Source organism: Streptomyces flavofungini (genome assembly GCF_030388665.1).
GTDB classification, from domain to species: domain Bacteria; phylum Actinomycetota; class Actinomycetes; order Streptomycetales; family Streptomycetaceae; genus Streptomyces; species Streptomyces flavofungini_A.
In genome coordinates this window covers 1,570,902-1,591,559 of sequence record NZ_CP128846.1, presented here as the reverse complement: position 1 = coordinate 1,591,559, position 20,658 = coordinate 1,570,902, and the positions used below count along the sequence as shown (strand labels likewise).

The window sequence follows — 20,658 nt, the reverse complement described above, 5'->3', positions numbered from 1 at the left end:
CTGAAAGCCGGATGAGAGGGGTCGGCGGAAATCGGCCAAGTGAGCTCGGGGCGGGGCTCAGTGGCCGTCGACGACCAGCCGCGTCGGCATCCGCGCGCCGTCGAGCAGTCCCCGCGGCCAGGGCGCCCCGCGCCCCGGTGTGATGGAGCCGAGCACGCTCGGATGCCGGGCGCCCGTGCTCGTCGCGACGGTGCCCGGCAGGCCGTGCGCCGTCAGGAAGCCGAGCACCGCGAAGGCGTACGCCTCCTTCGCCGCCGCCGCGAGCCCCAGCTCGTCCGAGTCGCGCACCGGCACGCCGGGCCCCAACTCGGCCCGCACCATCGCCATCAGCGTGGGGTTGCGGATCCCGCCGCCCGACGCCACCACCTCGCTCGCCTTCGCCGCGCGCACCGCGTCGGCGACCGTCACCGCCGTGAGCCGGGTGAGCGTCGCGACGACGTCCTCGGCGGCGAGGTCCTCGTACCCGGACAGGGCCTGGCGCAGATAGTCCGGGTGGAAGAGCTCCTTGCCCGTCGTCTTCGGGGCGGGCAGCGCGTAGTACGGCTCGGCGAGCAGCCGGGCGAGCAGGGCCTCGTGCACGGTGCCGCGCGCGGCGATCTCGCCGTCCCTGTCGTACGTCAGGCCCCGCTCGCGGCCCTGCGGCGTCCACGCGCGGACCGCCGCGTCGATCAGGGCGTTGGCCGGACCGGTGTCGAAGGCCGTGCCGTCGGGGGCGGTGATGTTGGCGATGCCGCCGAGGTTCAGGGCGACGGGAGTGCCGGGGCGGCCGCGCAGCCACAGCTGGTCCACGAGGCTGACGAGCGGCGCCCCCTGGCCGCCGGCCGCGACGTCCCGCGGCCGGAAGTCGGCGACCACCGGCAGGCCGGTGGCCTCCGCGATCCACGCGGGCTGGCCGATCTGCAGCGTGCCGCGCACGTGCCCCTCGTCCACCCAGTGGAAGACGGTCTGCCCGTGCGAGGCGATCAACTCGGCGCCTCCGCCGCACAGTTCGCGGTCGGCCTCGGTGGCGGCCGCGGCGAAGGCCCGGCCGATGCGGGTGTCCAGGCGGCACACGGCGGCGAGGGTGGTGGCCGCCGGGGGCAGCGCCCCGGCGAGTTCCGCGCGCAACTCCTCGTCGTACGCGCGGCTGATCAGGCCGAGCGGGGTCAGACGGAGGCATGCGCCGTCGAGGGCCAGGTCGACGGCGCCGGCGTCGATGGCGTCGTGGGAGGTGCCGGACATCAAGCCGATCACTCGCATGCGTCTCAGTCTCTCACTGGCGGGGTGGGGTGCGCCGGAGACGGCGCCAGGGTGCTCTTCCCCTCGGGGGCCCGGTGGCAAAGGTGCCGTGGGGACGGGGCCCGGGTGTCAAAGGTGCCGTGGGGACGGGGCCCGGGTGTCAAAGGTGCCGTGGGCGCGGGGCCCGGTTCCGGCCACCTCCGGTTCCGGTCGGAAATGCGTTTCGCCGTGTCCGGCCGAAGGCTAGTGTTCCGGGGGCGTTCACCGTGAGGAGTCCGGCATGCCCGGTCGTTCCCGCACGCGTTGACCTTGTCCCCGTGAGGCCTGTCATCGCGTGCTGCCCCTGAAGGCGTGGCACAGCGAGCCCTTCCCTGCCTGATTTCTTCCGTGACGCTTGGGGCGCCCGTGCCGTCGTCCGGCTCCTCCGCTGTTCCTGATTCCGCCGGGTCCGAGTCCGTCGCTTCCGCGTCGGCCGACCTGTGGCGGGACCGTGATTTCCGCTGTCTGTGGCTCGGGCAGAGCGCCTCTCAACTCGGCGAGCACCTCAGCCTGGTGGTCCTGCCTCTCGTCGCCGTGCTCACCCTGCACGCGGGCGCCGGTGAACTGGGCGCCCTGCGCGCGGCGGGGCAGGCTCCGATCCTGCTGTTCTCGCTGCTCGCCGGCGCCTGGGTGGACCGGTGGCGGACCCGCACCGTGATGGTCCGCGCGGACGCGGCCCGGGCCCTCGCCCTGGGCGCCCTGGCCGTCGCCTGCCTCCTGGGCGGGGTCGGTCTGCCGGTCCTTTTCGTCGTGGCCTTCGCCGTCGGCACGCTGTCCGTGTTCTTCGACGTGGCCTACCAGGCCTCCCTCGTACGTCTGGTGGCCCGCGATCAACTCGTGCTCGGCAACAGCGCGCTCGAAGGCAGCAGGTCCGCGGCCCAGGTCGGCGGGCCCGCACTCGGCGGGGCACTGGTGTCCGTCCTCGCGGCGCCGTGGGGCATCGCGTGCGGCGCGGTGTTCTTCGCGGTGTCGTTCGTGTCGATCCGGGGGATCCGGCGCCACGAGGGCGTCCCCGGGGACGCTGCTGCGGCGGCACGCGTTCCGCGTGAGTCCGGCGCGGACGTATCCGTTCCGGAGGCGGGTGTTCGGCGTGAGCCCGTCGCGGAGGAATCCGTTCCAGAGGAAGGCCTGCACGTTCCGGAGGCAGGCGTTCAAGCGGAGCCCCTTCCCGAGCACGCGGAGCGTCCCCCGCGCGTCCGGCACCAGATCCTCGACGGCCTGCGCTTCGTCGTCGGCGACGCCGCACTGCGCGCCGTCGGCCTCGCCTCGGCCGCGTTCCAGTTCTCCTTCGCGGCCCTGATGACCGTGTACCTGCTGTTCCTGCCCCGCGAACTGCACCTGTCGGGAACCGCCGTCGGCCTCGCGCTGGCAGCGATCGGGCCGGGCGCGCTCCTCGGCTCGCTGCTCGCGGCCCGCCTGCCGCGCCGGTTCGGCCACGGCACGGTGCTCGTGGCCGCGGCGGCACTCGGCGACGGCGTGCTCCTGTGCGTGCCCGCGCTGCACGGCCCCGCCCCGGTGACCGTCCCCGTGCTCCTGGCCGTCAACTTCGTCTTCGGGGTCTTCGGCCAGCTGGTGAACGTCACGGTCATGGCCGTCCGGCAGGCCCTCACCCCGGACGGCATGCAGGGCCGGGCCGCCGCGACGATCACCTTCGTCGGCATGGGACTCACACCCCTCGGCTCGCTGCTCGGCGGCCGGCTCGCCGAGGTGTACGGGCTGCGGACCGGCCTGCTGGTGGCCGCTTGCGGCATGCTGCTCTCGCCGGTGCTCATGGGGTGCTCGCCGCTGGTCCGGCTGGGGCGGACGCTTCCCGGAGGGCGGTGAGGGGTCCGGTACGTGCCCGTGGCCGATCCCCGCGCGCCGCGGGCCTACCCGCCCGTCACCACCCGCTCCCGCCACCACCCCACCCCGCCCCAGGCCCCGCGCAGGGCACGCGCCTTGAGGAGCCACAGGGACAGGTCGTACTCGGCCGTGTACCCCAGGGCCCCGTGCAGTTGCAGCGCGGCCCGCGCCGCGCCGTACGCCGCCTCCCCGGTGGCCACCTTCGCCGCGGCCAGGTCCACCCGGGCCGCCGCCCGGTCGCCGTCCCGCAGCGACACCGCCGCACCGAACACCAGCGGACGCGCGAACTCCAGCCCCACCAGCACGTCCGCGAGCCGGTGCTTGACGGCCTGGAACGAGCCCACCGGCACACCGAACTGCGTCCGCCCCCGCACGTACGCCACGGTCCGGTCGAGGAGGGCGTACCCGACCCCCAGGCACTGCGCCGCCGTCGCGAGCGCCGCCCAGTCCAGGGCCCGCCCGGCCGCGTCGGCCGCCGCCTCCCCGGCCGCGAGGACCTCGCCGCCCGGCAGGAGCCGGGCGAGCCGCCGCGCCGGGTCGAGGGAGACGCGCGGTTCCGCGTGGCCGGGCGCGAGCCGTATCTCCCCGTCCCCGGCGGCGAGCAGTACCGCCGATGCGTCCGCGTCCAGTGCGTACGGACCGGTGCCGGGGAGGGTCAGCGACGCGCTTGCCCCGCCGCCGACCAGCGCCGGCAGCGACCGCTTCGCGGGCTCCGCGGTCCCGAGCTCGGCAAGGCGGGACAGGAGCGCCACCGTCGCCACCGTCTCGACCAGCGGTCCGGGCACCGCGTGCCGACCCAACTCCACGAACGCGACCGCCGTTTCGACGGGCAGCGGCCCCACCCCTTCGTACGCCTCCGGTGCCGCGAGCGCGAACACCCCGGCCGCGCCGAGCCGCTGGCGCAGGGCGAGGCCCGGTGCGTGCTCGCCTGCGGCCCAGGCCCGTGCTGCCGCCGGGGTGTCCGCCGCCGTCAGCATGCCGTCCAGCGAACGGGCGAAGTCCCGCTGCTCGTCGTCCAGGAGGAACCGCATCACCGGCGTCCCTTCGGCAGGCCGAGCAGCCGCTCGGCGATGATGTCGCGCTGGATCTCGTTGGTGCCCGCGTAGATCGGACCGGCGAGCGCGAAGACGTAGCCCTCGGCCCAGTCGGTCGGGGACGTCGAGGATGTCGGGGGCGCCGGGGCCGAGGAGGCCGGGGGCGGGGACGCCGGGGCCGGAGAGCCCGGGGCCGGGGTCGAGGGCCCCGGGGCGGACGGCCTCAACTCCCCTTCCGCGCCCAGCAGATCGAGCGCCGCCTCGTGCACCCTGATGTCGTACTCCGACCAGAACACCTTGTTCAGGCTCGACCCGGCGCCGATCTGCTCACCGGCCCGGAACCGGGAGGCGTTGGCCCAGGTGAACAGCTGGTAGGCGCGGGCGCCGACGACCGCGTCGGCCACCCGGTCGCGCAGCGCCGTGTCGGCCGGGTCGCCGTGCGCGCGCCACTCGCGCAGCAGCCGGTCAGCCGTCGCCAGGAAGCGGCCGGGGGAGCGCAGCGTCAGGCCGCGCTCCTCGCCCGTCGTCGCCATCGCGATCCGCCAACCCTGGCCCGGCTCGCCGATGACGTCCTCGTCGGGCACGAACACGTCGTCCAGGAACAGCTCGGCGAACGCGGGCTTGCCGTCGACGCGGCCGATGGGGCGCACCGTGACGCCCGGAGCGTCGAGCGGGAACATCAGATACGTCAGTCCGCGGTGCGGCCGGTCCGCGTCCGCGTCGCTGCGGAACATGCCGAACGCGCGGTCGGCGAACGCGGCCCGGGACGACCACGTCTTCTGCCCGTTCAGGACCCAACCACCGGACACCCGGCGGGCGGTGGAGCGCAGCGAGGCCAGGTCCGAACCCGCCTCCGGCTCCGACCAGGCCTGTGCCCAGATCACCTCGCCGCGCGCCATCGGGGGCAGCACCCGCGCGCGCTGCTCCGGCGTGCCGAAGTCGAAGAGGGTCGGCGCGAGCAGGCTGATGCCGTTCTGGGAGACCCGGCCCGGGGCGCCCGCCGCGTAGTACTCCTCCTCGAACACCAGCCACTCGACGATACCGACGCCCCGCCCGCCGTACTCCTCGGGCCACGACACCACCGACCAGCGGTCCGCGGCCAGCTCGCCCTCCCAGGCGCGGTGGGCCGCGAACCCCTCCTCGGTCTCCAGCGAGGGCAGCGGCCGCGACGGCACATGCGCGGCGAGCCAGGTGCGCGCCCGCTGCCTGAACTCCTCCTGCGCCGCGCTGAATCCGAGGTCCATTCCGGGTCCGCCTCCCGCTCGGGCATCGTCCCTAACAAGTGTTTGGTAGATTATCGTGAGGGGCAGACAGTCGTCGAGAGGCGTCGAGGCATCGGCGAGCGGGTGCGGTCGGGCCCGGTGCGGCGGAGGGGGCAGCGGATGTCAGGAGGGGGCATGGCGGCGGTTCCGTACGTGTCCGGGCACGGCCTGCTCGACGGCCGTGCGGCCGTCGTCACGGCGGCGGCCGGAGCGGGCATCGGCGGCGCCACCGCGCGCCGCTTCCTGGAGGAGGGCGCCCGCGTCGTCCTCGGCGACGCGCACGCGCGCCGCACCGAGGAGACGGTCGAGCGGCTCGCCGAGGAGTTCGGCGCCGAGCGTGTGCACGGGACGCCTTGCGACGTGACGGACGAGGCCCAGGTGCAGGCGCTCTTCGACCTGGCGGAGCGACAGCACGGCCGCCTCGACATCGTGGTGAACAACGCGGGACTCGGTGGCACCGCCGAGCTCACCGACATGACCGACGAGCAGTGGGACCAGGTCATCGACGTCACGTTGAACGGCACCTTCCGCTGCACCAGAGCAGCCCTGCGCCGCTTGCGCGCCACCGGCTCCGGGGGCGTCGTCGTGAACAACGCCTCGGTGCTCGGCTGGCGCGCCCAGGCGGGCCAGGCGCACTACGCGGCCGCGAAGGCCGGAGTCATGGCCCTCACCCGCTGCGCCGCCCTGGAGGCCGCGCCCCACAGGGTCCGGATCAACGCCGTCGCCCCCAGCCTCGCCCTGCACCCGCACCTGGCGAAGGTCACCTCCGCCGAGCTGCTCGACGAGCTGACCGCGCGCGAGGCGTTCGGACGCCCCGCCGAGCCCTGGGAGATAGCCAACGTCATCGTCTTCCTCGCCAGCGGCTACTCCTCGTACATGACGGGGGAGACGGTGTCGGTCAGCAGCCAGCACGCCTAGGCGGAGAATGACCGTGTGCCGAAACAGAAGCAGTCCAGCGACACCCGTACCAGCGAGAAGCCGAGCGACACCCGTACCGCCGAGAAGCCGAGCGACACGCGTACCAGCAAGAGGTCGACCGGCGGCGAGCGGACGGCCGGCGGCAGGAAGAAGCCCCCGGTGACCCCCTCGCCCGAGCGCCGTGGCGAGCTGCTCAGGATCGCCGCGGACGTCTTCGCCGAGCAGGGCTACAACGCCACCACCGTCCGCAAGATCGCGGACGCCGCGGGCATGCTCGCGGGCAGCCTCTACTACCACTTCGACTCCAAGGAGTCGATGCTCGAAGAGATCCTGCGGACGTTCCTGACCGAGCTGTGGGACGGCTACGACAGCGTCCTCTCCGCGCCCCTCGGCCCCCGCGAGACCCTGGAAGCCCTCGTCACCGAGTCCTTCCGGGAGATCGACCGGCACCGCTCCGCCGTCGCGATCTACCAGAAGGAGTCCAAGCACCTGGTCACCCAGACCCGGTTCGAGTACCTGGTCGAGTCCCAGCAGCGGTTCGAGAAGGCCTGGCTGACGACGCTGGAGCGCGGCGTCACCGACGGCGTCTTCCGCGCCGACCTGGACATCCGCCTGGCCTACCGCTTCGTGCGCGACACCGTCTGGGTCGCCGCTTCCTGGTACCGCCCGGGCGGGGGCCACAGCCCCGAGGAGATCGCCCGCCAGTATCTGTCGATGGTCCTGGACGGCATCTCCGTACGCACCTGAGACCGCGCCGTCGCCGCACGGCGCCAGACCGCGAGGAGTACGCAGCCATGGCCGAGGCCTACATCGTCGAGGCGGTCCGCACCCCCGTCGGCAAGCGCGGCGGCGGCCTCGCCGCCGTGCACCCCGCCGACCTGGGCGCCCACGTCCTCGCGGCGCTCGTCGAGCGCTGCGGCATCGACCCGGCAGCCGTGGACGACGTCGTCTTCGGCTGCCTGGACGCCGTCGGACCGCAGGCCGGGGACATCGCGCGCACCAGCTGGCTGGCGGCCGGACTCCCCGAGGAAGTGCCCGGCGTGACCGTCGACCGGCAGTGCGGATCCTCGCAGCAGGCCCTGCACTTCGCCGCCCAGGGCATCCTCTCCGGCACCCAGGACCTCGTCGTCGCGGGCGGCACCCAGAACATGTCCATGGTTCCCATCGCCTTCGCGTCCCGGCAGGCCGCCGCCCCGCTCGGCCTCACCGAAGGCCCCTTCGCGGGCAGCGAGGGCTGGCGCGCCCGCTACGGGGACCGGCCCGTCGACCAGTTCCACGGCGCCGAGCTGATCGCCGGGAAATGGGGCATCTCCCGTACGGACATGGAGGAGTTCGCGCTCGGCTCGCACCAGCGGGCGCTGCGCGCCATCGACGAGGGCCGCTTCGACCGCGAAACCGTCCCCCTCGCGGGCGTCACCGCCGACGAGGGCCCGCGCCGCGACACGACAGCGGAGAAGATGGCGTCCCTCAAGCCCGTCATGGACGGCGGCAGCATCACCGCCGCGTGCTCCTCCCAGGTCTCCGACGGCGCCGCCGCCCTGCTCCTCGCCGGTGAACAGGCCGTCCGCGACCACGGGTTGACGCCCCGCGCGCGGATCCACCACCTGTCCGTACGCGGCGAGGACCCCATCCGGATGCTCTCCGCACCCATCCCCGCCACCGCGCACGCCCTGAAGAAGACCGGCCTGACCCTCGACGACATCGACCTCGTCGAGATCAACGAAGCCTTCGCGCCCGTGGTCCTCGCCTGGCTGAAAGAGACCGGTGCCGACCCGGACCGCGTCAACGTCAACGGCGGAGCCATCGCCCTGGGTCACCCCCTGGGTGCCACCGGCGCCCGCCTGATGACGACACTCCTGCACGAACTGGAGCGCACCGGCGGCCGGTTCGGCCTCCAGACGATGTGCGAAGGAGGCGGGCAGGCCAACGTCACCGTGATCGAACGCCTGTGAAGACCACACCGTCCGTCCGCCCATGCGTCCCGGCGCCACCGCGCCGCGCCCCGCCCCCGAAAGCCCGGCAGCCTGGCATATGACCGTCTGTCACCCGTGCGGGAGTAGCTGCGCGGACCGTGCTCCGCGAGGGCCCCGACCCGGCTAGGCTCGACTTCTGTACGTCGATTGAGCGACCCCGGGAGGTAGCGCGATGACGCAGGGACGGCCCGGAGGTGGTGGCGCCTGGGCCCCGCTGTGGGAGCGCGACGCGGAACTCGCCGCAGCCGAGGGCGCGGTGTCCGCACTGTGCTCGGACCTGGCGACCGAGGGCGGCCTGCTCGTCTACAGCGGTGAGGCCGGCATCGGCAAGACCGCGCTGCTGTCCGAAGTGCGCCGCATCGCCCAGGGCCGTGCCACGGTCCTGGCGGCCCGCGGTGGCGAGACCGTGGCCGAGGTGCCCTTCAACGTCGTACGACAGCTCCTCCAGCCCGTCCTCGTCCAGCTCAGTCCCGAAGAGGGCCGCGAGTATCTGGGCGACTGGTACGAGATCGCCGGACCCGCCCTCGGCATCACCGAGCCGGGCAGCGGCCGCCCCGACCCGCAGGCCGTCTGCGACGGCCTCGTCGACGTGGTCGCCCGCCTCTCCCGGCTGTACTGGCCACTGGTCCTGATCATCGACGACGCGCACTGGGCCGACCAGGAGACGCTGCGCTGGCTCGCCGCGTTCGTCGAGCGCCTCGACGACCTGCCCGCCCTCGTCGTGGTCGCGCACCGGCCCGGCGAGGCCACCGGCGAAGGCGCCCGCCACCTCGCCCGGATCGGCGCGTCGGCCCTGCCCACGACCCCGCTGCGCGCCCTCACCCCGGACGCCACGGCGGGCCTGACCCGCGCCACCCTCGGCGAGCACGCCGACGCCCCGTTCTGCCGCGAGGTCTGGGCGGTCACCGGCGGCAATCCGTACGAGTCCGTGGAACTGCTCGCCAAGGTGCAGGACAGCGAGCTGGAACCGGTCGAGAGCTCCGCCGCCGAACTGCGGGACCTCAACCGCTCCGCACGCGGCCGCGGCCTCGTCGCCCGCCTCGAGGACCTCGGCACCGACGTGACCCGGTTCGCCTGGGCCGCCGCGATCCTCGGCCCCGGGATCTCCACCGAACTCGCCGCGTCGCTCGCCGGGATGCGGCACGACGACGCCGTCCGGTGCGCCGAGCGGCTCCGCGCCGCCCGCATCGTCACCAGCGGCGAAGCCGGCCTGGAGTTCGTGCACCCGCTCATCGCCACGGCCGTCTACGAATCGATCCCGAACGCCACCCGCACCGCGATGCACGGCCGGGCCGCCTGGGCCGTCACCCGCTCCGGACGCGGCGCCGCCGCGGCCTCCCGGCACCTCCTCGAAGTCCACCCGGACGACGACCCGGAGCTGGTCCAGCACCTGCGCGACGCCGCCACCGAACACCTCGCCGTCGGCGCGCCCGACGCGGCCCGCCGCTGCCTGGAGCGGGCCCTGCGCGAGCCGCCCCGTCCCGACGTTCACGCCCACGTGCTCTACGAACTGGGCTGCGCCACCCTGCTGACCTCGCCCGTCACCACCATCGGGCATCTGCGCGAGGCCCTGTCGATGTCCGGACTCAGCCAGCAACTGCGCGTCGACGCCGTGTGCAGGCTCTCCCAGGCCCTGGTCCACAACGACCAGCTCGGCGAAGGCCTGCGCGTCATCGACGAGGAGGCCTCGCGGCTTCCGGACGGCCCCGCCCGGCTGCGGCTCCAAGCCGTGCACTACATGTGGGAGGGCATCCACGCGGGCGAGGAGGACTCACCCGGTCGCTCCCGGCGCCTCGCCGTGCTCGCCGGTCCGCTCACCGGACGCGACAACGCCGAGCGCGCCCTGCTCATCCTGCGCGCCTTCGACGCCATGACGCGCGGCGAGAACGCCGAAGAGGTCGTCGAGCTGTGCGACCGCGCGCTCGTCAACGGCCGGCTCGCACCCGGGCTCGGCTGGACCGACGCCGAGTGGAGCTTCGAACTGCGCCTGATGCTCGGCAGCTCCTATGCCTTCGCCGACCGGCTCGACCGCGCGGAGAGCCTGTTCACCGAAGCCGTGAAGGCGTACGAGACCGCGGGCTGGAGCGGCGGTCACCTCGCGCTCGCGCATGCCTTCCTCGGCTATGTGCACCGCAGGCGCGGACGGCTCAGGGACGCCGAGAAGTCGCTCCGCGAGAGCCTGCGGCTCGCCGACCGCGTGGGCCAGGGCGGACTCCCCATGCACTGGGAGGCCGCCAGCATGCTCATCGACACCCTGCTCGCCCGTGGTCACGCCCTGGAGGCCAAGGCCGTCGCCGACCGCTACGGCTTCGCACCGCCGTCCGCGTCCACGATCTACGTCCCCGACGCCATGTCCGTGCGCGGACGGCTGCTCCTCGCGCTCGGCCACACCGAGGAAGGCCTCAACGAACTGGAGGCCACCGCCAAGGCGCTGACGGCCCGCGGCCAGTACAACACCGTGCTCGCTCCCTGGGCGTACGACCTCGCTCGCGCGCTCGCCGTCGAGGACCCGCGGCGTGCGGGCGACCTCGTCGCGGACGCGCGCGTGCAGGCCGAGCGGTTCGGCACGGACACCGCGATCGGCGAAGCGGTGCGGTGTGCGGCGGCGCTGGAGACCGGGACGAAGGCCGTCGCCCTGTACGCCAAGGCCGTGACGTATCTGGAGGCCTCGCCCTGCCAGTACGAACACGCCGTGGCCCGCGTCGAGTACGGGATCGCCTCGGGCGCCGTGGAGGAACTGGAGCGGGGGCTCGCACTCGCTCGGGCCTGCGGGGCGGATGGGCTGGTGGCGCTGGCCGAGCGGGAGCTGGCCGGGGTGTTGTAGGGCTGGGCGGCGTGCGGCGTGCGGCGAGCTGCGTGCGGCTGGGCGTGGCACCGGCTGGTCGCGCCCTGGACGTGGTCCGGGGCGAGGCCACGGGGGGCTGCCGCCCCCGGACCCCCGCCATCGGCCTGAACGGCCTCGTCCTCAAACGCCGGACGGGCTGAAACGCCCCCCCCGGAGCCGAACCAGCAGGGGTGCGCGGGCGGTGGCGGTCGGTGCCGGGGCGGGGCGCGCCCTCGCGTCCGCGGCCGCGAGTCCAGTGCCGCCGCGACCCGATCACCCCACGGCCGCCTCATCCCCCCACCCGACCCGCAAGCCCCGTGCCGTCTCCTCCGCCTCCCGAACCACCCTCGACACCAGCTCCGCGCATGTCGGGGTGTCCCCGAGGAGGCCCACCACCTGGCCCGATGCCATCAGGCCGGTTTCCGGGTCGCCGTCCACCAGGGCGGACTTGAGCATCATGGGGGTGTTCGCGGCGAGGAGGACCTGGCTCCAGGTCAGGTCCTTGCCGCGTTTCATCGTCAGGCCGTCGCGGATCAGGCCGGGCCACGTCGTGCCGGAGACACGGCGGAACGCCGCCGCGTGGCGCGCCGCGCGGGTCAGGGCGCGCAGGGGGCCCGCGCGCTCCAGGGCGGCCACAAGGTCCGTGCGGAGCATGCGATGGGGGAGGCCGTCGACGCGGGTGGTGACCGTGACGTCCTTGACCGTCGCCGCGAGATAGCGGGCCTTCACCGCGTCCGGCACCGTCGACTCCGCCGTGAGGAGGAACCGCGTGCCCATCGCGACGCCCGCCGCGCCGTAGGCCAGCGCCGCGACCAGGCCCCGACCGTCGTGGAAGCCGCCCGCGGCGATCACCGGGATGTCCACGGCGTCCACGACCTGAGGCAGAAGCACGGTCGTGGCGACCTCGCCGGTGTGGCCGCCGCCCTCCCCGCCCTGCACGAGGACCGCGTCCGCGCCCCACGCCGCGACCTTCTCGGCATGCCGCCGCGCCCCGACGGACGGGATCACCACGACACCGCCGTCCTTCAGCTCGGCCATCAGATCCCTGGACGGGGCGAGGGCGAACGACGCCACACGGACACCCTCCTCGACGATGATCCGCACCCGCTCGCGCGCGTCCCCCGCGTCGGCCCGCAAGTTCACGCCGAACGGCTCGTCCGTGCGGGACCTGACCTCCCGGACGGCCGCCCGCAGCCGCTCGGGCGCCATCGTCGCGGAGGCGAGCACGCCGAGCGCGCCCGCGTTCGCCACCGCGGAGACCAGGCGTGGGCCCGCCACCCACCCCATACCGGTCTGCACGATCGGATGCCGCACCCCGGTGAGCCGGGTCAGGGCCGTCCGCGGGCCGGGCGCCGTCACCGGGCCCGCACCTCCCGGTCGCGCAGGGCGGAGGGGTCCACCACGTCGCGGATCAGCCGGAGTTCGCCGGCGGAGGGGGCGCGGGTGCGGGGGACCTCGGCCGGCAGGGGGAGCGGGAAGCCCGTGGCGTCGTGGAGTTCCTCGACCGTCACCCCGGGGTGCAGGCTCACCACCCGCATCGAGCGATCCGCCGTCGCGAAGTCGAAGACACCCAGGTCCGACACCACGCGACGCAGCTCGTGGAAGCGTGTCGCCGACAGGCCCGCCGCCGCGGCGCTGTCGTACCCGACCCCGCAGATCATGTCGACCCGCTCGACGAAAACGCGCGGGGAGTGCCGCGGGATCCAGTAACTCACCGGGTTGTTCAGGGTGTTGACGGGGGCGCCGCGGACGCCTAGGAGCTGACGGTCCGGCCGGCGCCAGTCGCCGACACAGCTGATGTTCTGGTTGCCGAAGCGGTCGATCTGACTCGCGCCCATCATCACGTGCCTGCGGCCGCCCATCACCATCGTCAGATGGCGGCGGTACGGCAGCCAGCCCTCCGTCAACCGGGACCGCGCCCCGATCGCGGGAACGTCCCCGATCAGCAGGGCCTCACCGTCCGTGAGGAGCAGCTCGGGCGCGAACGTCAGTTTCGCGAGGCGTGCCCCGATCGACGGGATCGTGCCCATGGGGGAGGCGAGCACCTCGCCGTCGCCGCGCCAGGCCTCGGCGCAGGCCACAACGCAGTACTCGGCGCGCGTCACCGTCGCGGTCCCGGTCGTCGTGGTCATCGCTGCTCCTTGTGCCAGGCCTCGACGGCCAGGTGATAGTCCTCCTCGCCGGTGCCGGCGAGGAAGCGGGCGCTGAAGTCGCCCCAGGTCTCCGGGGTGCGGGCGGCGGTCGCGTACTCCTTCTGGAACGCCTCGTCGCGGTCGTAGTCCGGCACACACGACGTGAAGTGCGCGCCCCGGGGCGTCTCGGCCACGCCCGTGACCGCGTGCCGCGAGACCAGGAGCGTCTGCGGAGCCGCGTCCCGGGTCAGCTCGGCCGTGCCGACGAGGCGCTCGCACGCCACGTACGCAGAGTCGGCCGCCTCGCAGAACAGGTCGTCGAAGTACGGATCGGGGCCCAGGTACTGGGCGTTGCCGAGGGCGTCCGCGCGGTTCAGGTGGACCAGGGCGGCGTCCATGCGCAGGGCGGGCACCGCCACGAGCTCCTCCCCGTCCGCGTACGGCGAAGTGACCGTCCGCAGCGAGGGGTTGACCCGCAGGACGTCCGAGCCGAGGCCCGCGCGGACGGGCAGGAACGGCAGTCGCTGGGCGCCCGCCGTCAGGCCCTGCATGAACATCGCCTCGTCCAGCTCGACCAGTTCGAAGGCGCCGCGCTCGCGGGCCGCGCGGAAGTGCGGCTCCAGCGGGATCGAGTCGAGCGTCACGAACGCCGTGACCAGCTTGCGGATGCGGCCCGCCGCGGCCAGAAGCCCCACGTCCGGACCGCCGTACGCCACCACCGTCAGGTCCGTGACGGCCGAGCGGAGCAGTGCCCGCACCAGCGCCATCGGCTTGCGGCGCGAGCCCCAGCCGCCGATGCCGAGGGTCATGCCGCTCTCCAGGCGCCCCACGATCGCGTCGGGCGTCATCACCTTGCCGCTCATGACTGCTTCCCCTCCTTGCCGCCGAAGTCGGCGCGGATCCGGTCGGCCAGGCCGCTGAGGTTCGCCTCGAAGGTGAAGCCCTGCTCGAAGCGGTAGCTGCGGTGCACGTCGACCGGGTCGATGCCGTTGATCGCGGCCTTGGCCAGACGCAGCAGCGCCCCGTCCTTGCGGGCGATCTCGTGGGCCAGCTCCAGGGCCGCCGCGTGCAGCTCCGCGCGCGGGACCACCCGCCACACCGAGCCGTGGGCGTGCAGTTCGGCGGCGGTCGCCGTGCGCGAGGTGTAGTACAGCGCGCGCATCAGGTGCTGGGGCACCAGGCGGGCCAGGTGCGTCGCCGCGCCGAGCGCGCCGCGGTCCAGCTCCGGCAGTCCGAACGTGGCGTCGTCGCTCGCCACGATCGCGTCCGCGTTGCCCACCAGGCCGATGCCGCCGCCCAGACAGAACCCTTGCACGGCGGCGACGACCGGGACCGCGCAGCCGTACACCGCGGAGAACGCCTCGTAGCACCCGTGGTTGGCGCCGAGCAGCGCTTCGTGGCCGGGGTCGCGCTGCATCTCCTTGATGTCCACGCCCGCGTTGAAACCCCGGCCCGCCGCGGCGAGCACCACGCAGCGCACGCCCGGGTCGCGGCCCGCGGCGCGCACTGCGTCCGCGAGGTCGAACCACCCCCGCACGGGCAGGGCGTTGACCGGTGCGTAGTCGACGGTGACGACTGCGACGCCGCCGTCCGCAGCCGAGGTGGAGACAGGCATCAGAGGATCCGCTACCTTTCGACCAGAGCCTCAACCAAACATTTGTTAGTTGCCTTCGAAAGGTAGCAGCCATGACTGACAAGGGACAGACGGTCGTGGTCACCGGCGGCACCCGCGGCGTCGGCGCCGGGATCGCCCGGCGCTTCCTCGCCGCCGGGGCGCGCGTCGTGATCTGCGCCCGCAGGCCCCCCGCCGCCCCCGTCGATGTGGCGGGCGTCGCCGCGGAGTTCCGCCCCCTCGACGTACGGGACGCCGCGGCGGCCACCGACTTCTTCGCCGAGGTGGCGGCCGACCACGGCGGGATCGACGTCCTCGTGAACAACGCGGGCGGCACGCCGTTCGGGCTGCTCGCCGAGACGACCGCGGCCCGCCAGACGAAGATCGTCGAGCTGAACCTGCTGGCACCGCTCTACGCCTCCCTCGCCGCGTACGAGGTGATGCGCCGTCAAGGAAGCGGCGGCGCCATCGTGATGATCGGCAGCGTCAGCGGCACCCGCCCCTCACCCGGCTCCGGTGCCTATGGCGCCGCCAAGGCGGGCCTGGAGAACCTGGCGCGCACCATGGCTGTCGAGTGGGCTCCGCACGTGCGCGTGAACACCGTCGTCCTCGGCCTGACCCGCACCGAGAGTTCCCACCTGCACTACGGCGACGAGGAGGGCGTCGCGGCGGTCGGGCGCACGGTCCCGCTCGGCCGCCTCGCCGACCCGGCCGACGTCGGCGACGCCTGCGTGTTCCTCGCCTCCGACGCCGCACGGTACGTCAGCGGGGCGGCGCTGCATCTGCACGGGGGCGGCGAGCGGCCCGCGTTCCTCGACGCGGCTTCCGTGAACCACTGACGGGAGACCGATGGGAGAGAACGCCGCCTACGGATGCGTCGCAGGCGCCACCTACGAAGCAGGCGCCACCTACGAAAGCGCCGCCGACGAAAGAGCCAACGACGAAGAGCCACCAACAAAAGGGAGTTCCCCATGAACGCTGCCACCGGGTCCGGCCCCGGACCCACGACCGGCATCTGCGCGGGGCGCGTCGTGATCGTCACCGGCGCGGGGCGGGGCCTGGGGCGCGCGCACGCACGTGCGTACGCCGCCGAGGGCGCGCGGGTCGTCGTCAACGACCTGGGGGCGGGCCTCGACGGCTCCGGCTCCTCCGGAGGACCCGCGCAGGCCGTCGTCGAGGAGATCCGCGCGGCGGGCGGCGCGGCGGTCGCGCACTACGGGGACATCGCCACGCCGGACGGCGCGGCCTCGCTCGTCGACGCCGCCCTGGAGACGTACGGGCGCCTGGACACCCTCGTGAACAACGCGGGGTTCCTGCGCGACCGGATGCTCGTGAACCTCGACGAGGACGACTGGGACGCTGTCGTACGCGTCCACCTGAAGGGACACTTCCTGCCCCTGAAGCACGCGGCCGCGCACTGGCGCGCCGAGTCCAAGGCGGGGCGCGAACCCCGCGCGGGAGTCATCAACACCTCCTCCGGGGCGGGCCTGTCGGGCAGCGTCGGGCAGGGCTGCTACAGCGCCGCCAAGGCCGGGATCCTCGGGCTCACCCTGGTCGCGGCCGCGGAACTCGCCGCCTACGGAGTGCGCGTGAACGCCATAGCGCCCGCCGCGCGGACCCGCATGACCGAGCGGACGTTCGCCGACACGATGGCCGCCCCCGTGGACGGCGGTTTCGACGCGATGGCTCCGGAGAACGTGTCCCCGCTGGTCGTCTGGCTCGGCTCGGACGCCGCCTCCGGGGTCACCGGCCGCGTCTTCGAGGCGGAGGCGGGCCGTATCACCGTCATGGACGGCTGGCGGCCGGGGCCGAGCGCCGACAAAGGCGCCCGCTGGAGCGCCGCCGAGGCGGGCGAAGCGGCTCTGAAGCTGCTCTCCAGGGCCGAGACGCCGCAGCCGGTGTACGGGGCACGGTGACCCGTACACCGGCCCCGGGGACGGGCGCCCGGCGCCCGGACCAGGAGGAGCGCCCCCGTCCAGGAACGCCGCCCCAGGGGACGAACTCTCAGGGGACGAACGCCGCCCTCAGGAGACGAACGCCGCCCCCAAGCGATCTCACACCTCCGAAGCCACCCGCACCGGTTCCGTGCCCTCCGCGCTGTGCCGCAGCGCCCAGTTCTCCAGGGAGGTGCGGCAGGCGTGGTCGAGATGGCGCAGGTTCGTCAGGTCCAGCTCGATCGGGCGGTCCTGGGGGAGTGCCTCCAGGGCGTCGAGGATCTTCGGGAGCCGCAGGAAGGTGGCGTTGCCCGACAGGTGGGCGCGGATGGGGCCCACGCCCTTGTCGACGACCTCGATGTGCACGTGGGACGTCTCCCACGCCGTCTTGACGACCGCGAGCGCGAGACCGATGAGCACGCCCTCGAACATGCTCACCGACACGATCGCGAGGGCCGTCACCACCAGCACGACCGCCTCGCCCCGGTGCTCGCGCCACAGCCCGGCCAACTGCCGCGCGGGCACCAGCTTGCAGCCCGCGTGCACGAGGACGCCCGCGAGCGCGGCGACGGGGATGAGGCCGAGCGCGGCGGGCAGCAGCGCGGCGAAGAGGAGCAGCCACACGCCGTGCAGGACGCGGGACGCCTTCGTACGGGCACCGGCCTGCACGTTGGCGGCGCTGCGGACGATCACCGCGGTCATCGGGAGCGCGCCGAGGAGCCCGCACACCGTGTTGCCCGCGCCCTGGGCGACCAGCTCCTTGTCGTAGTCGGTGCGCGGGCCGTCGTGCAGCCGGTCCACGGCGGCCGCGCTGAACAGGCTCTCCGCGGACGCGATCAGTGCGAACGCGAGGACCGTGCCGATGGCGCCGAGGCCGAGGAGTTCACCGAAGGCACCGCTGCCGGGCGGCTGCACGGCCTCGACGAGGCCCTGCACCTCGACGGTGGCGACCGGCATCGAGAACAGCAGTGACACGGCCGTCGCCAGGGCGACGGCGGCGAGCGGCGCGGGGACCGTGCGGAACACGGCCGGCAGCCTGCGCCACAGCAGCAGCACCGCGACGGTGCCGGAACCGAGGGCGAGCGCGGCCAGCGCGCGGCCGGAGCCGAAGGTGTCGGCGATCAGCTCGGGCAGGCCCCCGATCTTCGCGAGCCCGCTCGCGGGGGCCTTCTGGTCCGCCATCGCGTAGAGCTGTCCGGCGATCAGGACGAGCCCGATCCCGGCGAGCATGCCCTCGACGACGGCGACGGAGATCGCGCGGAAGAAGCGGCCGAGCCGCAGCGCGCCCATGGCCAGTTGGAGCAGGCCCGCGGCGAGCACGAGCGCGCCGAGCGCGGGGAGCCCGAACTCCTGGACGGCTTCGTACACGAGGACGGTCATGCCGGCTGCCGGGCCGCTGACCTGGAGGCTGCTGCCGGGCAGCAGGCCGGTGACGATACCGCCGACGATGCCGGTGATCAGGCCGAGTTCGGCGGGTACGCCGGACGCGACGGCGACACCGACGCACAGGGGGAGTGCGACGAGGAAGACCACTACGGAGGCGGTGAGGTCGTGCCGCCGGTCTCCGGAGACCTTTAACAGCGAACGGGCACGGTGAAGGGAACGGTCGAGGAAGGGCTGCATGGGGGAATGACTCCTGAGCGCCACGGGGGGCGTGTAGGTGCTCGGTGTGACATGGGATCGGTACGGACCGGCACGGCGACGTGTGTGTGGGGGTCGCGGGTGCCGGTGCGGTGGCACCGATCAGCAGCGGAAGACCTGGAGCAGGGACGGTAGCTCACGGCCCGCGGGTCTGCTCTCGTCGTACGCGACGAGGCGTGGCAGCGACGGCCGCGCGGGCGGGGCGTCGGACGCCACCGTGACCGGGGCGGCCACGTGCCCGTCGGTGACGGGGCACGCGTGCGGCCGGGCCCGGACCCGCATGTGCTCGGACGCGGCCCGGGCTCCCGCGGGACCGTCGCACGCCGACGAGACGACGGGCTCCCTGGCCTCGACGGCGAGCCCCACGGACGCGCCACCGCCCGGGCCGGGCCCGAAGCACTGGAGGACGACGAACAGCACGGCGGCCAGCGCGGTGAACACCCAGGGGCGTCCGCCGAGTCGGGGCACGTGCTCACCTCCGTGCGTGAAGTTCCACGATCACCTCGAAATCTAAGGCACGGATGTGTCACGGCGGTGACTTGACGGTGACGTGTGCTGCTTCTCACGTGCGTGGCGCTGCAGGTCACGGGCGGCGGAGGGGTGCGTGCGACCCATGCCGGGGTCCGGCCGAGTCCGTGTGGTGCTCATCGTCGTTTCAGCGCGCGGTCCGTGAGGGTTCCCGCGCAGCCGGTCCAGTGGGTGGGGTCGGTGAGTGCGGTGAGTGCGGTGAGCGTGGGGAGGTCGGGTACGGGGGGTGGGGGGTCGTCGGGCGGGTGGAGGCGGGGCTGGAGCGCTGTCAGTTCTGCCGACACTGCCTCCGCCAGGGTTCTCTCGCCCGCCTTGACCCTTCGAGCCGCCGCGGACACCAGTTCCGTGGCGCGGGCACGGCCCAGGTGGGGGGTCAGTTCCACGACGAGGCGTTCGGAGGTGAGGAGGCCCGCCGTGAGGTCCAGGTGGGCGCGCATCGTGGCCGGGTGGACCTGGAGATGGGCGCACAGGTCGACCGCGTCGCGGGCCGCGCCGCCGACCAGGCGCAGGAGGTCCCGCAGGGGCTCCCACTCGGCGTGCCAGGCGCCGGGCGGGCGTTCGTCGGCGGCGGGCAGCGAGGCGTACAGCGTGGCGGCGAGCGCGGGGGCGCGCTGGGCCGCGGCGGCGATCAGGGTGGCGCGGACCGGGTTCGCCTTGTGCGGCATCGCGGACGAGCCGCCCGCCGCGCCTTCGGAGAGTTCGCCGATCTCCGTGCGGGAGAGCGTGAGGACGTCGGCGGCGAGTTTGCCGAGCGCCCCGGCGGTGACGGCGAGCGCCGCGGCGAGGTCCGCCAGCGGGGTACGGAGGGTGTGCCACGGCAGGTCGGGTTCTGCGAGGCCCAACTCGGTCGCGTAGGTGCTGATGAGACGGAGCGTCAGATCATGGGCGTTGGGTGCGTTGGGTGCGTTGGGTGCGTTGGGTGCGTTGGGTGCGTCGGGTGCGTCGGGTGCGTCGGGTGCGTCGGGTGCGTCGGGTCCGGTGGGGCCGTCCGGTCTGCCGGGTCCGGTGGTCCCGTACGCCTGCGCCACCGCCAGCGTCCCCACCGCACCGCCCAACTGCACCGGCAGCCCTCCGCGCACCCGCACCACCCGGTCCCGCGCGTCCAGGACCAGCGCCCGCCACCCGGCCGCCTTCAGGCCGAACGTCGTCGGCGCCGCGTGCTGGGTGAGCGTGCGGCCCGGCAGCACCGTGTCCCGGTGGGCCCGGGCAAGCCGGGCCAACTCCCCCTCCAGCACGACGAGATCGGCCCGGAGCAGGTCCAGCGTCCGCGCCGCCACCAGCATCGCCGCCGTGTCCAGGATGTCCTGGCTGGTCGCACCCCGGTGGACGTAAGGGGCCGCTTCCGGAGGCACCGCCGCCGTCAGGTCCGCGACCAGCGGGATCACCGGGTTGCCGCCCTCCCGAGCCCGCAGCGCGAGGGCGCGTGCGTCGAAGCGGGCGGCGTCGGCGGCCGCGGTGACCGCGTCCGCCGCCTCGGCCGGAGCCGTGCCCACCCTCGCCTGCGCCCGCGTCAGCGCCGCCTCCGCGTCCAGCAGGGCCTGGAGAAGGGCCCGGTCGCTCGTGGCGCGCTCCGCGGGCGAGCCCGCGCGCCCCGGGGCCAGCAGGCCGACGTCGAGGGCGGGGCATTCCCCCGAAGCGTGCGCCGCGCCCCTCACGTCATGCGCCGCGCCCCTCACGTCATGCGCCGCGCCCCTCACGTCA

17 protein-coding genes are annotated in these 20,658 nt (G+C 74.1%); 7 read left to right on the top strand and 10 right to left on the bottom strand.

The window, feature by feature from the left end:
- Positions 1 to 57: 57 nt before the first annotated feature.
- Positions 58 to 1,239, bottom strand: a complete 1,182-nt coding sequence (locus tag QUY26_RS06155) for an anhydro-N-acetylmuramic acid kinase (RefSeq protein ID WP_289944100.1) — start codon at positions 1,237 to 1,239, stop codon at positions 58 to 60.
- Positions 1,240 to 1,605: 366 nt separating this feature from the next.
- Between QUY26_RS06155 and QUY26_RS06150 the strand changes: the two genes are divergently transcribed.
- Positions 1,606 to 3,081, top strand: coding sequence for an MFS transporter (locus tag QUY26_RS06150; protein ID WP_289944099.1), 1,476 nt, complete (start codon positions 1,606 to 1,608; stop codon positions 3,079 to 3,081).
- A gap of 44 nt (positions 3,082 to 3,125) precedes the next feature.
- On the opposite strand, the gene QUY26_RS06145 is transcribed toward QUY26_RS06150, so the two are convergent.
- Positions 3,126 to 4,130 carry an acyl-CoA dehydrogenase family protein gene (locus QUY26_RS06145; protein ID WP_289944098.1) on the bottom strand — a complete coding sequence of 335 codons (1,005 nt, stop codon included), beginning with the start codon at positions 4,128 to 4,130 and terminating at the stop codon, positions 3,126 to 3,128.
- Positions 4,130 to 5,377 carry an acyl-CoA dehydrogenase family protein gene (locus tag QUY26_RS06140; RefSeq protein ID WP_289944097.1) on the bottom strand — a complete coding sequence of 416 codons (1,248 nt, stop codon included), beginning with the start codon at positions 5,375 to 5,377 and terminating at the stop codon, positions 4,130 to 4,132. The genes QUY26_RS06145 and QUY26_RS06140 overlap by 1 nt, the downstream gene beginning before the upstream one ends.
- A 153-nt stretch (positions 5,378 to 5,530) precedes the next feature.
- Between QUY26_RS06140 and QUY26_RS06135 the strand changes: the two genes are divergently transcribed.
- The 4 genes from QUY26_RS06135 (at position 5,531) to QUY26_RS06120 (ending at position 11,110) form a co-directional block, all read left to right on the top strand.
- The gene (locus tag QUY26_RS06135; RefSeq protein WP_289944096.1) at positions 5,531 to 6,313 is read left to right on the top strand and encodes an SDR family oxidoreductase; all 783 of its coding nucleotides are present in this window, start codon (positions 5,531 to 5,533) and stop codon (positions 6,311 to 6,313) included.
- Positions 6,314 to 6,472: 159 nt separating this feature from the next.
- On the top strand, positions 6,473 to 7,060 hold the full coding sequence (locus QUY26_RS06130) for a TetR/AcrR family transcriptional regulator (protein WP_289955512.1): 588 nt from the start codon (positions 6,473 to 6,475) through the stop codon (positions 7,058 to 7,060).
- Positions 7,061 to 7,107: 47 nt separating this feature from the next.
- On the top strand, positions 7,108 to 8,265 hold the full coding sequence (locus QUY26_RS06125) for an acetyl-CoA C-acetyltransferase (protein WP_289944095.1): 1,158 nt from the start codon (positions 7,108 to 7,110) through the stop codon (positions 8,263 to 8,265).
- A 193-nt stretch (positions 8,266 to 8,458) separates the two neighbouring features.
- Positions 8,459 to 11,110: an ATP-binding protein gene (locus QUY26_RS06120; protein WP_289944094.1), complete on the top strand. Its 2,652-nt coding sequence runs from the start codon at positions 8,459 to 8,461 to the stop codon at positions 11,108 to 11,110.
- 273 nt (positions 11,111 to 11,383) lie between these two features.
- On the opposite strand, the gene QUY26_RS06115 is transcribed toward QUY26_RS06120, so the two are convergent.
- The 4 genes from QUY26_RS06115 to QUY26_RS06100 are packed head-to-tail and all read right to left on the bottom strand — an operon-like array spanning position 11,384 to position 14,857.
- On the bottom strand, positions 11,384 to 12,469 hold the full coding sequence (locus QUY26_RS06115) for an NAD(P)H-dependent flavin oxidoreductase (RefSeq protein WP_289944093.1): 1,086 nt from the start codon (positions 12,467 to 12,469) through the stop codon (positions 11,384 to 11,386).
- Complete coding sequence (locus tag QUY26_RS06110; RefSeq protein ID WP_289944092.1) at positions 12,466 to 13,242, bottom strand: CoA-transferase subunit beta; 777 nt, start codon at positions 13,240 to 13,242, stop codon at positions 12,466 to 12,468. Before QUY26_RS06110 ends, QUY26_RS06115 begins: the two co-directional genes overlap by 4 nt.
- On the bottom strand, positions 13,239 to 14,105 hold the full coding sequence (locus QUY26_RS06105; protein WP_289944091.1) for a CoA transferase subunit A: 867 nt from the start codon (positions 14,103 to 14,105) through the stop codon (positions 13,239 to 13,241). Before QUY26_RS06105 ends, QUY26_RS06110 begins: the two co-directional genes overlap by 4 nt.
- Entirely contained in the window at positions 14,102 to 14,857 is a 756-nt protein-coding gene (locus tag QUY26_RS06100) for an enoyl-CoA hydratase family protein (RefSeq protein WP_289944090.1), read from the bottom strand. The genes QUY26_RS06105 and QUY26_RS06100 overlap by 4 nt, the downstream gene beginning before the upstream one ends.
- Positions 14,858 to 14,928: 71 nt before the next feature.
- Here QUY26_RS06100 and QUY26_RS06095 point away from each other — a divergent pair, with 71 nt between their 5' ends.
- Positions 14,929 to 15,693 (top strand): SDR family oxidoreductase, encoded by a 765-nt coding sequence (locus QUY26_RS06095; protein WP_289944089.1) that lies wholly within the window; start codon positions 14,929 to 14,931, stop codon positions 15,691 to 15,693.
- 132 nt (positions 15,694 to 15,825) lie between these two features.
- Positions 15,826 to 16,770 (top strand): SDR family oxidoreductase, encoded by a 945-nt coding sequence (locus QUY26_RS06090; RefSeq protein ID WP_289944088.1) that lies wholly within the window; start codon positions 15,826 to 15,828, stop codon positions 16,768 to 16,770.
- Between the two features lie 138 nt (positions 16,771 to 16,908).
- Here the strand turns inward: QUY26_RS06090 and QUY26_RS06085 are convergent, their stop codons facing one another.
- The 3 genes from QUY26_RS06085 to QUY26_RS06075 all read right to left on the bottom strand — a co-directional run bounded on the left by QUY26_RS06085 (position 16,909) and on the right by QUY26_RS06075 (position 20,612).
- The gene (locus tag QUY26_RS06085; protein ID WP_289944087.1) at positions 16,909 to 18,411 is read right to left on the bottom strand and encodes a SulP family inorganic anion transporter; all 1,503 of its coding nucleotides are present in this window, start codon (positions 18,409 to 18,411) and stop codon (positions 16,909 to 16,911) included.
- Positions 18,412 to 18,531: 120 nt separating this feature from the next.
- On the bottom strand, positions 18,532 to 18,897 hold the full coding sequence (locus QUY26_RS06080; RefSeq protein ID WP_289944086.1) for a hypothetical protein: 366 nt from the start codon (positions 18,895 to 18,897) through the stop codon (positions 18,532 to 18,534).
- 176 nt (positions 18,898 to 19,073) lie between these two features.
- Positions 19,074 to 20,612 (bottom strand): lyase family protein, encoded by a 1,539-nt coding sequence (locus QUY26_RS06075; protein ID WP_289944085.1) that lies wholly within the window; start codon positions 20,610 to 20,612, stop codon positions 19,074 to 19,076.
- Positions 20,613 to 20,658 lie beyond the last annotated feature (46 nt).

Bases quoted from the DNA above. Each gene is read 5' to 3' on its own strand.
- QUY26_RS06155 (WP_289944100.1), bottom strand. From the start codon at position 1,239: ATGCGAGTGATCGGCTTGATGTCCGGCACCTCCCACGACGCCATCGAC.
- QUY26_RS06145 (WP_289944098.1), bottom strand. From the start codon at position 4,130: ATGCGGTTCCTCCTGGACGACGAGCAGCGGGACTTCGCCCGTTCGCTG.
- QUY26_RS06140 (WP_289944097.1), bottom strand. From the start codon at position 5,377: ATGGACCTCGGATTCAGCGCGGCGCAGGAGGAGTTCAGGCAGCGGGCG.
- QUY26_RS06135 (WP_289944096.1), top strand. From the start codon at position 5,531: ATGGCGGCGGTTCCGTACGTGTCCGGGCACGGCCTGCTCGACGGCCGT.
- QUY26_RS06125 (WP_289944095.1), top strand. From the start codon at position 7,108: ATGGCCGAGGCCTACATCGTCGAGGCGGTCCGCACCCCCGTCGGCAAG.
- QUY26_RS06120 (WP_289944094.1), top strand. From the start codon at position 8,459: ATGACGCAGGGACGGCCCGGAGGTGGTGGCGCCTGGGCCCCGCTGTGG.
- QUY26_RS06110 (WP_289944092.1), bottom strand. From the start codon at position 13,242: ATGACCACGACGACCGGGACCGCGACGGTGACGCGCGCCGAGTACTGC.
- QUY26_RS06105 (WP_289944091.1), bottom strand. From the start codon at position 14,105: ATGAGCGGCAAGGTGATGACGCCCGACGCGATCGTGGGGCGCCTGGAG.
- QUY26_RS06100 (WP_289944090.1), bottom strand. From the start codon at position 14,857: ATGCCTGTCTCCACCTCGGCTGCGGACGGCGGCGTCGCAGTCGTCACC.
- QUY26_RS06095 (WP_289944089.1), top strand. From the start codon at position 14,929: ATGACTGACAAGGGACAGACGGTCGTGGTCACCGGCGGCACCCGCGGC.
- QUY26_RS06090 (WP_289944088.1), top strand. From the start codon at position 15,826: ATGAACGCTGCCACCGGGTCCGGCCCCGGACCCACGACCGGCATCTGC.
- QUY26_RS06085 (WP_289944087.1), bottom strand. From the start codon at position 18,411: ATGCAGCCCTTCCTCGACCGTTCCCTTCACCGTGCCCGTTCGCTGTTA.